Here is a 10,342-nt window from a genome sequence, read left to right as displayed (position 1 = left end):
GTATTAAATGTGGGAATTGCAGGGGCGACACTTTTTTTTCTCGCGCCCCTCGAAACGCTGGGCGGGGGGCTCTTTCGCGCCCGCCGCCGCACCGTGGAACAACGCTGGCGATCACTCGGAAATGCTGAACACCGGCAGGCCGGCCTGGGTCACTTCGGGCGTGGCCGCGCGACCTGCGCCGGCAGTGCCGCCCAGCATCATCGACGCCTTGCGCAGAAGGCCCGCGCGCTCGGGCTGGCCGGGGCCAAAGACCGGGGTGGCCCCGCCGTCGAGCGAGCTCAGCGCCTGATCGTACCACGCCACCGCGAGATCCTCGCGCTGGGTGGCGCCGAAGCCTTGGCTCAGGTGATGCCCCAGAAGTTCGGCATAGGGGCCCTTGCCCAGCGCCACCAGCATCAGCGCCGCCCCCATGGCGGTGCCCATGTCGTCGGCCTTGTAGCCCGAGGCAAGGCAGATCTGAGCCGTCTTCTCGATTTGCGCCGGCGACATGCCCGAGGACAGCACGAACTGGCCGACGCTCTGCAGCACCTGATCGCGGGGCTGCAGCGAGACCGAGGCGACCTGCTCTTTCAGCAGCGCACCGAAGCTGGCGCATTGATCGGCAATCTGCTGCGGGCTTGCGCCCTGCACCTGCGCCATCAACGTCTCGCCGGCCGAGATCGCGTAGGTCCGGGCGAGGCAGAGCTGCTCGGCCAGCGCCGCGTCGGCATCGGTGAGCGTGTCGGCGGTGATGTAGCCGCCATTGGTCGAAGTCACGAGGCTCACGGTATTGCAATGCGAGGCCAGCGAGGCCGCGACCGGGCTGTTAGCTCCGCCGAAGAAGTTGGGCAGAGCGGGGCTCTCGTTGACCGCGGCAGTGCTCGCGGGCACCGCGGGAATCGCCGAGGGCACCGGGGCGGCTGCCATTTGCGTTCCGGGCGCCGGGCGGATCGCCTCCGGCACAGGGACTGCCGGCGAGACCGCAGCCATGGTCGGGCCACCATCGGTCTTGGTGCAGGTCCCGCGGGTACAGGCGAACATCGCCGGCGTCACGTTGAAGGCCTGAAAGTCGTTGCGCTCGTAGCCGTCCGGGGTCGATGCGAAGACGCGCACCATGCAGCTCTGGGCGCTGCACCAGAACGCCGAGCCGGTGACCGACGTGTCGATGATGTAGTCGGTCTGGCCGTCGCCATTGATATCGGAGAGCTGGATGAAGCCGCTGCGCTGCACCAGTTGCTCCGCGGTCGGGTCCGAGCTCTTGGCGATCTCGTTCACCGCCGCTGCGACGACGCTGGGCAGGCCGTAATGACCGCCGATCGAGGCGGTCGACGTGCTGCCTCCCCCATTCATCTGCTCGTCACGATAGGCAATCAGCAGGCCCTTCACGCCAAGCGGGTTGGACGCGATGAGCTGAGCCGTGGCGGGCCCGCCCGCCTGCGCACGGTGATAGGAGCCGATCAGGAAATTGCGTTCGTACTCGGTGAGCTGGCCGGTGGGGCTGTAGCCCATCTGGGCCTGATAGCTCGAGATCGCCGAGCGCGAGCGGCTGCCCATCACGCCGTCGACCGTACCGGCGTTGAAGCCGAAATAGTTCAGCGCGGTCTGGGTGTCGCGGTTGATCTGGCGTTGCGCGCTGTTCACAGAGCTGCTGGAGCTGCTGCGGGTGTAGGTCTTCTTGGCCGGGGCCCGGTAGACCTTCTGCTGCTTGGGCTGGCTGGCGATCGCGCTGCCGATGATGCCGCCCACGAGGCCACCGACAAACGCGTTGTCGGCAAGCGCCGGGAGTGGCGTGAGGGCGATGCTGGATGTGAGAAGGCCGGCGATGAAACTGCGTTTCACGGTAAATCTCCTGAAGCAATGAAGCGTACCGCCGGAGAATTCGGACCGCGGCCGCATGGAATGAGGCGAAAAGTCGACGTTCTATGGGGTCAGGCTCTGTTGGCTTCACGATTCTGTCAATGAGAGAGTGATGCAAGAATGCCTCAACCCTGCAGGATCACGCGTCTCTGCCCCATACTGCACAGACTTGACGGGTCGCCCGTCTGGGCCTAGCCCGCAGGCATGACCGAATGGATCACAACCGATGGCCTGACCGGCTATGACGAAGCCGTCGCCTTCATGGAGGCGCGCGCCGCTGCCATTGCCGCGGGCGAGGCCGACGAGGCGATCTGGCTGCTCGAGCACCCGCCGCTCTACACCGCCGGGACCTCGGCGCGAGTCGAGGATCTGCGCGAGCCCGACCGCTTCCCGGTCTACGAGAGCAAGCGCGGCGGGCAGTACACCTACCATGGCCCCGGCCAGCGGGTGATCTATGTCATGCTCGACCTCAACAAGCGCGGGCGCGACATCCGCCGCTTCGTGCAGCAGCTCGAGGCCTGGGTGATCGCGGCGCTGGCCGAGTTCAACGTCACCGGCCATATCCGCGAGGGCCGCGTCGGAGTCTGGGTCGAGCGCCCGGACAAGCCGCGCCTGCCCGACGGTCGCATGACCGAAGACAAGATCGCCGCCATCGGCATCCGCCTGCGCAAATGGGTGAGCTTCCACGGCATCTCGATCAACGTCGAACCGGACTTGTCGCATTTCGAGGGCATCGTGCCCTGCGGCATCACCGAGTTCGGCGTCACCAGCCTCGTCGATCTCGGCCTGCCGGTCTGCATGGAAGACCTCGACGTCGCACTCAAGCGCAGCTTCGAAGAGGTGTTCGGGGGCTGAGCCGCTCAGTCGAGCCGCTTTTCCATGTAGACCCGGCGCAGGCCGTTGACCTCGGCGCGGTGGGTCTCGGCATAGCCGCGCCTGCCGTAGATCGCGATGTTCTCGACCATGCTCACATGGGTGTAGAGGCGGATGGCATCGAAACCCTGCCGTAGCGCCTCGGCCTCGGCAAACTCGAGCAAGAGGCGCCCGTATCCCCTGCCCTGCGCCCGCGGCGCGATGGCCACGTTGTCGAGCAGCATGTGATCCTCGCCGGGAATCAGCACCAGAAGGCCGGCCACGCCGGCCTCATCGCGCAGCACCCGCAGCCGCCCTGCGACGACATGGGCGGCGTAATCGTCGCGCATCGGCCCGGGCAACATGCCCATGCGCGCCACATACGGGCGATAGGCCGCCTCCACGATCGCCTCGATCTCGGCGAGGTCGGACATTGTCGCGACCGCGATCCGAGGGGGCGTGCCATCGGTTGGCGCGTTCATGGAGGCGTTCATGAGAGGCGTTCCTCAAAGAAAATGACCGGAGCAGCACATCTGGGGGAGAACGCCGCTCCGGTCAGGCTAGCCTGTCTGCGTGGGGAACAACACCGACAGGCGCGCACACCTTGCGAAAGGGGACCGTGCAAGGTGACGTTTGGGGGGGCGACGCCCGGTCAGGGCGTTCGGAAGGCGTGATAAAGGATGTCGTCGCGGCTCAGGCCGAGATCGGCGAGCTCGCGATCCGACATGGCGCGAAGCCGCCTGATGCGCTCGGCAATACGGCGCTGACGGCTGGCGAAGGGGGTCTCGAGCCAGCGCGAAAGCCGGCTCAGAAGCGTTTCGGAAGGGATTTGATCGAAATACGCCATTTCTGGCATCTCCACTGGCAGCAAAATCTTTGGTTCAATGCAGGTAGCCTAACACCGCCGCGGCACGGGCGCAGGTCAGGAAAACCTGACGTCGGGGCAGGATCGGCGCCGGTCGGAGGGCCCGGCGCGGCCCCTTATGTGCGTGCCGCGCTGGCACAAGGAGGTGCGACAATAAAGTTTGATCCAGATCAAACGGCTATATTGCCGCATCCTTGGTGACATTCTAAAAGAGAAACCTGAAAGAGGGGTGGGTTGCGTATGTTTGCAGCCGCCTGGGACGGACCAACAGGAGGCAGACAATGGCAGACGCCGCCATTCACGGCCACGAACATGAGGATAACCGGGGGTTCTTCACCCGCTGGTTCATGTCTACGAATCACAAGGATATCGGGATTCTCTACCTGATCACCTCGGCGATCGTGGGCCTCATTTCGGTGTGCTTCACCGTTTACATGCGACTCGAGCTCATGGAGCCGGGCGTTCAATTCATGTGCATGGAAGGGGCACGCCTGATTCCGACCTCGGTCGAGAACTGCACGCCCAACGGCCATCTCTGGAACGTGATGATCACCGGCCACGGCATCCTGATGATGTTCTTCGTGGTGATTCCGGCGCTCTTCGGCGGCTTCGGCAACTACTTCATGCCGCTGCAGATTGGCGCGCCGGACATGGCGTTCCCGCGGATGAACAACCTGTCCTTCTGGCTCTACGCTGCCGGCACCACGCTGGCGGTCTGCTCGGTGTTCTCGCCCGGCGGCAACGGCCAGCTCGGCTCGGGCATCGGCTGGGTTCTGTATCCGCCGCTCTCGACCACCGAAGCCGGCATGTCGACCGACCTCGCGATCTTCGCGGTGCACGTCTCGGGCGCCTCGTCGATCCTCGGCGCGATCAACATCATCACCACCTTCCTGAACATGCGTGCCCCCGGCATGACCCTGTTCAAGGTGCCGCTCTTCGCCTGGTCGATCTTCGTCACCGCGTGGCTCATCCTGCTGGCGCTTCCGGTTCTGGCCGGCGCCATCACCATGCTGCTGACCGACCGTAACTTCGGCACCACCTTCTTCGATCCCGCAGGTGGCGGTGACCCGATCCTCTACCAGCACATCCTGTGGTTCTTCGGCCACCCGGAAGTGTACATCGTGATCCTGCCGGGCTTCGGCATCGCATCCCACGTGATCGCCACCTTCTCGCGCAAGCCGGTCTTCGGCTACCTGCCGATGGTCTGGGCGATCATCGCGATCGGCGCGCTCGGCTTCGTCGTGTGGGCGCACCACATGTACACCGTCGGCATGTCACTGCGTCAGCAGAGCTACTTCATGCTCGCCACCATGGTCATCGCGGTGCCCACCGGCGTTAAGATCTTCTCGTGGATCGCGACGATGTGGGGCGGCTCGATCGAGTTCAAGACGCCGATGCTCTTCGCCCTCGGCTTCCTGATCCTGTTCACCATCGGCGGCGTGACCGGCATCGTGCTGAGCCAGGCCGGCGTGGACCGCGCCTATCACGACACCTACTACGTCGTGGCGCACTTCCACTACACCATGTCGATGGGCGCGGCCTTCACCATCTTCGCAGGGGTCTATTTCTACCTGCCGAAGATGACCGGCAAGATGTACCCCGAGACGCTGGGCAAGCTTCACTTCTGGATGTTCTTCATCGGCGTGAACCTGACCTTCTTCCCGCAGCACTTCCTGGGCCGCCAGGGCATGCCGCGCCGCTACATCGACTACCCCGAGGCCTTCGCCACCTGGAACTTCGTGTCGAGCTGGGGTGCGCTCCTGTCCTTCGCCTCGTTCCTGCTGTTCTTCGGCATCGTGATCTACACGATCCGCAAGGGCGCACCGGCCACCGAGAAGAACCCGTGGAACGAATACGCGGACACGCTCGAGTGGACCCTGCCCTCGCCGCCGCCGGAGCACACCTTCGAGCAGCTGCCGAAGCGCGAGGACTGGGACAAGCAGCACGCGCACTAAGCGCCACGCTGATCCCGACAGACCCGAAGGCCCCGGAGCATCGCTCCGGGGCCTTCTTCTTTTGCAGGCATTCCGCCCCGGCTTGATCTGCCTCCTTGCGCGCAGGCGCAAAACCGGTTGCACTCGCCCCATGACCCTGCCCAGCCGCTTCGCCGCCATCGCCGACATCCACGGAAACGCCGACGCCCTGCGCGCGGTGCTGACTGACATCGACGCGCTCGGCATCGGCACGGTGGTCAACCTGGGCGACGTGTTCAGCGGCCCGCTCGCCGCCGCCGAGACCTGGGAGATCCTGCACGCCCGCGCCTTCCCCACCGTGCGCGGCAACCACGACCGCCACCTGATCGACCACCCGAGGGAAGAACTCATGGCCTCGGACCGCGTGGCCCGCGACGAGCTGCCCGAAAAGGCGATGGGCTGGCTGCGCAGCCTGCCGATGGTGCTGGAGCTGGGAGATGCCTTCCTCTGCCACGCCACCCCCGGCGACGATCACACCTACTGGCTCGACGAGGTCAGCCCGCAGGGCGTCGTTCACCCGGCCCCGCACGCAACCATCGCCGCCCGACTCGGCGGCGTCACCAGGCCGCTGATCCTCTGCGCCCACACCCACCTGCCCCGCGCCCTGCGCCTGAACGGCCAGCTCATCGTCAATCCCGGCAGCGTCGGCTGCCCCGGCTATGACGACATCCACCCGGTGCCGCATGTCGTCGAGACCGGCACGCCCGATGCCTGCTACGCGGTGCTGACCCGCGTGGGCGAGGACTGGCAGGTGAGCCACCGCCACGTGCCCTATGACAGCCGCCGCATGGCCGCCCTCGCCCGCGCCCGAGGCCGCGACGAATGGGCGAGCGCGCTCGAGACCGGCTGGCTCTCGGCCTGAGCCGTGCCTCCCCCGCCAAAGCTGCAGCGCTGCGACATCTTTCCTGTCGACCGGCGCGCGGGAGGTGCTAGATTTCGCCCGTCATGCCGTATCGCTGGGAACAGACCGACGCACCTTCCGACCGGGCAGAGCTGCATCTCTGGCCGCACCAGTCGCTCTCGGCCGAGGGCTTCTCGATCTTCATGCTGAGCTTCTTCCTGCTGGCGCTGATCCCGTTCTTCGGGCTGATCGGCACGGTGCTGCTCTGGGGGCTGCTGCCCTTCATGCTGCTGGCGGTCGGCGGCATCTGGCTCGCCATCCGGCGCAACAACCGCGACCGGCAGATCCTCGAGATCCTCACCATCGACCACGAGACCCTGCGCCTCGTGCGCCACAACCCGCGCGGCCCCGACCAGGACTGGGAGGGCAATCCCTACTGGGTCAAGGTCGCCATGCACGAGCGCGGCGGCCCGGTGCCCTATTACGTGACGCTTCAGGGCAGCGGGCGGGAGGTTGAGATCGGCGCGTTTCTGAGCGAAGACGAGCGCAAGACCCTCTTCGCCGAGCTGAGCGACCGGGTGCGCGTGCTCACCCGCCCCTAAAGCCGCCCCGGCCCCGTCAAGGATTTCCCATGGCCCAGGCCCCCGCCACGCCCAAGCTCAAACGCTACGCCCTGCTTGCCGCGGCGGCGCTCGCGCCCTCGCTGGCCGCGCGGCTCTCGCCCGCGCCCTCCGAGCAGGCGGCGTTGGCGCTGCGGGTGGCAAGCGGCGGGAAGACAAGGCCCCGGGCCGAAAAGGTGATCTTCCTCGTGCCGCTGGTCGGCCCGCATCACGTGGGCGACTGGCAGGCGGTGACCGAGCGGCTGGCGCAAACCGTCGAGAGCTTCCGCCGGCAGGACGGCGCCTGGGAGGCCGTGATCTGCTGCCAGCAGCGCCCGCCCCTGCCCGACGACCCGCGCCTGAGCTGGCTGCCCTTCGAGGATCCGACCCCGGGCAACGACAAGTGGCGCAAGCTCGCCGCGCTCTGCGATCACCTCGCCACGCGCGAGACCGGCGCGGCCTATGTCATGAGCTTCGATGCCGACGACCTGCTGCGCGACGGCACGGTCTCGGAGATGCTGGAGCGGCAGGAGGCCGGCTATCTCGTCGAGACCGGCTATGTCATGGATCACGCGACGGGCGACGTGGCGCTCGCCGGGCCGCGCGGCCTCACAAAGCCGCTGCGCAAGCCGTTCTGGAAGCTCTGCGGCTCCTGCACCGCGCTGCTGCACGATCCCGATCTGCCCGCGAGCGCCGCCTTCCTGCGCGAGATGACGGCGCATGAGCACCGCATGTTTCCCTATCTCGCGCGACTCGCCGGGCGCTGCCTCTCGGCGCTGCGCCGCCCGGCGGTGCTCTACGTGCTCAATCACGGTGAAAACTTCGGCGCGCGGCGCGGAAGGGTCGGGTTCAAGACCCGTTTTGTACAGCGCTTCCCCGTCGATGCAGAGGATTGGGCGGCGGCCCGAGAGCAGTTCCCGGAGCCCTGAGCCGCGCCCCGATCAGCCCGCCGCGGCGAGCCGATCCTTGACCATCGGGCCCACGGCGCCGAAGTCCATCCGGCCCTGGTAGCGCCCCTTGAGCACCCCCATCACCCGGCCCATGTCGCGGATCGAGCTGGCGCCGACCTCGCTCATGGCGCTGTCGACGGCCTGCGCGATTTCCTCGTCGCTCAAAGGCTTTGGCAGGAATTCCTCGATCACCTCGACCTCGGCCAGCTCCTGCTCGGCAAGGTCGAGCCGACCACCCTCTTCATAGGTCCGCGCGCTTTCCTTGCGCTGCTTGACCATCTTCACCAGCAGCGCCAGCAATTCGGCCTCATCGACCCCGGTCTCGTTGCCGTCGCCCCGCGCCGCGATGTCGCGATCCTTGAATGTGGCGTTGATCAGCCGCAGCGTCGACAGCCTGTCAGTCGCCCGGTCCTTCATCGCCTGCTTGGTCGCAGCCGAGATGCGTTCTCGCAATTGCATGGAAACGATAATCCCCGTTGACGTTTCAAGAGCCCAACCTACCGAAAGCCCCGGCGCGGCGCAACTCTGCGCGACCGCAGTCCAAGTTATTGATTTAAAACACATTCCGTTTTCAGGATAGCACTTGACCCCAAGTCCCGCGCACCTTACCTAAGGCGCAATTTGCCGTCTGCCAGCTGCCAAAAGGAGTCGCGCCATGCCGCCGATCGCCAAACCTACCGCCTGCCTCGCCCTCGCCGATGGCACGCTGTTCTATGGACAGGGGTTCGGCGCCACCGGCCAGACCGAGGCCGAGCTCTGCTTCAACACCGCCATGACCGGCTATCAGGAGATCATGACCGACCCGTCCTACGCGGGCCAGATCGTGACCTTCACCTTCCCGCATATCGGCAATGTCGGCGTCAATCCCGAGGATGACGAGACCGGCGATCCGGTGGCAGCGGGCATGGTGGTCAAGTGGATGCCGACGCAAAGCTCGAACTGGCGCGCGGTGCAGGAGCTGTCCGAGTGGCTGGCCTCGCGCGGGCGCATCGCCATCGGCGGCATCGACACGCGGCGGCTGACCCGCGCCATCCGGCAATCCGGCGCGCCGCACGTGGCGCTGGCGCATGATCCCGAGGGCAAGTTCGACGTCGAGGCACTGGTCAAGGCAGCACGCGCCTTCCCGGGCCTGACCGGGGTCGACCTCGCCAAGGGCGTCACCTGCGCGCAGAGCTACCGCTGGGACGAGATGCGGTGGGCCTGGCCCGAGGGCTACGCGCCGCAGACCGCGCCGAAGAAAAAGGTGGTCGCCATCGATTACGGCGCCAAGCGCAACATCCTGCGCTGCCTCGCCTCCGCCGGCTGCGATGTCACCGTGCTGCCCGCCACCGCCACCAAGGAAGAGGTGCTGGCCCACAATCCCGACGGCGTGTTCCTGTCGAACGGCCCCGGCGACCCGGCGGCCACCGGCGTCTATGCCGTGCCGATGATCAAGGGCATCCTCGACGAGACCGAGCTGCCGGTCTTCGGCATCTGCCTCGGCCACCAGATGCTGGCGCTGGCGCTTGGCGGCAAGACCGTCAAGATGAACCACGGCCACCACGGCGCCAACCACCCTGTCAAGGAAATCGAGACCGGCAAGGTCGAGATCACCTCGATGAACCACGGCTTCGCGGTCGACGGCCAGTCGCTGCCCAAGGGCGTGGTCGAGACCCATGTCTCGCTGTTCGACGGCTCCAACTGCGGCATCCGCATGAGCGACCGTCCGGTGTTCTCGGTCCAGCACCACCCTGAGGCGAGCCCCGGCCCGCAGGACAGCTTCTACCTGTTCGAGCGCTTCGTTCAGGCCATGTAAGCGGGCGATATTTCGGCGGGGCCCGCCGAAATTAACCAGCACTTTACCATAAGATCCCAGAACCCCTCCTGTCCCGGCACAGGAGGGGGCCATGCCAGAGCCCAGACCGGTCTTTCGTTCGTCGCGCCATCCGCGTGATCTGTCTGTTGCGGCCGCGGCGGAAGCGCGAACCGACGCAGCCCGGCGCTTTGCCGAGGCGCCGTCACGGGCCACCGGTCCTGCCGAGGCGCCAGCGCCTGTCTGGCGCGGCCCGGTGCTCAGTTTCCAGCGCAACACCCGCCCGCCCGACCCGGCGCTTGCGGATCTCCTGCCCCCCGAACTCTGCTTGCGCCACGCGGCGCTGCCATGGCTGCGCGTGGGCGACACGCTGTTCCTCGCCACCGCCCGCCCCGAGACCTTCGCGGCCGCCCGCGCCGCGCTGCCCGCTCCTTGCGGCGAGGTGGTCCGGGCCTTCGCCTCCGAGGCCGACATCCGGACCGAGATCGCAGATCGCCACGGGGATACGCTGGCCCGCCGCGCCGAAACCCGGCTGCGTCCGGAACTGAGCTGCCGGGACCTCAACCGTCTCACCCCGCGCAGGGCGGCCTTCGCAGCCGGCTTTGCGCTCGCCGGCTTCGCCCTGCTTGCCCTC

Annotated in this window: 11 protein-coding genes; 7 read left to right on the top strand and 4 right to left on the bottom strand. The window is 66.8% G+C overall.

From position 1 onward, the window contains the following. Positions 1-111: 111 nt before the first annotated feature. Positions 112-1,818, bottom strand: coding sequence for a peptidoglycan-binding domain-containing protein (locus AC6RA4_RS18820; RefSeq protein ID WP_500162984.1), 1,707 nt, complete (start codon positions 1,816-1,818; stop codon positions 112-114). 222 nt (positions 1,819-2,040) lie between these two features. Here AC6RA4_RS18820 and lipB point away from each other — a divergent pair, with 222 nt between their 5' ends. Beyond that, positions 2,041-2,691: a lipoyl(octanoyl) transferase LipB gene (gene lipB / locus AC6RA4_RS18815; RefSeq protein WP_500162982.1), complete on the top strand. Its 651-nt coding sequence runs from the start codon at positions 2,041-2,043 to the stop codon at positions 2,689-2,691. A gap of 5 nt (positions 2,692-2,696) precedes the next feature. Here lipB and AC6RA4_RS18810 read toward each other — a convergent pair whose 3' ends face one another. Continuing rightward, a complete protein-coding gene (locus tag AC6RA4_RS18810; protein ID WP_500162980.1) occupies positions 2,697-3,182 on the bottom strand; it encodes a GNAT family N-acetyltransferase in 486 nt (161 codons plus the stop codon). A 158-nt stretch (positions 3,183-3,340) separates the two neighbouring features. After that, a complete protein-coding gene (locus tag AC6RA4_RS18805; RefSeq protein WP_500162978.1) occupies positions 3,341-3,535 on the bottom strand; it encodes a YjiS-like domain-containing protein in 195 nt (64 codons plus the stop codon). A 299-nt stretch (positions 3,536-3,834) separates the two neighbouring features. Here AC6RA4_RS18805 and ctaD point away from each other — a divergent pair, with 299 nt between their 5' ends. The 4 genes from ctaD (at position 3,835) to AC6RA4_RS18785 (ending at position 7,895) form a co-directional block, all read left to right on the top strand. Further along, a complete protein-coding gene (ctaD, locus tag AC6RA4_RS18800; RefSeq protein ID WP_500162977.1) occupies positions 3,835-5,508 on the top strand; it encodes a cytochrome c oxidase subunit I in 1,674 nt (557 codons plus the stop codon). 130 nt (positions 5,509-5,638) lie between these two features. Next, entirely contained in the window at positions 5,639-6,388 is a 750-nt protein-coding gene (locus tag AC6RA4_RS18795) for a metallophosphoesterase family protein (RefSeq protein WP_500162975.1), read from the top strand. Between the two features lie 83 nt (positions 6,389-6,471). After that, positions 6,472-6,969, top strand: coding sequence for a DUF2244 domain-containing protein (locus tag AC6RA4_RS18790; protein WP_500162973.1), 498 nt, complete (start codon positions 6,472-6,474; stop codon positions 6,967-6,969). Between the two features lie 29 nt (positions 6,970-6,998). Next, positions 6,999-7,895, top strand: coding sequence for a hypothetical protein (locus tag AC6RA4_RS18785; protein ID WP_500162971.1), 897 nt, complete (start codon positions 6,999-7,001; stop codon positions 7,893-7,895). Positions 7,896-7,907: 12 nt separating this feature from the next. On the opposite strand, the gene AC6RA4_RS18780 is transcribed toward AC6RA4_RS18785, so the two are convergent. After that, positions 7,908-8,375 (bottom strand): GatB/YqeY domain-containing protein, encoded by a 468-nt coding sequence (locus AC6RA4_RS18780; RefSeq protein WP_500162969.1) that lies wholly within the window; start codon positions 8,373-8,375, stop codon positions 7,908-7,910. Positions 8,376-8,571: 196 nt separating this feature from the next. Here AC6RA4_RS18780 and carA point away from each other — a divergent pair, with 196 nt between their 5' ends. After that, entirely contained in the window at positions 8,572-9,711 is a 1,140-nt protein-coding gene (gene carA / locus AC6RA4_RS18775) for a glutamine-hydrolyzing carbamoyl-phosphate synthase small subunit (protein WP_500162967.1), read from the top strand. Between the two features lie 91 nt (positions 9,712-9,802). Continuing rightward, positions 9,803-10,342: GspE/PulE/PilB domain-containing protein (locus AC6RA4_RS18770; protein WP_500162966.1), on the top strand; the 540-nt coding region annotated here is incomplete at its 3' end.

The organism is Salipiger sp., from assembly GCF_059781815.1.
Note: the sequence above shows the minus strand (reverse complement) of the source record. Positions and strands in the feature narration are given on the sequence as shown.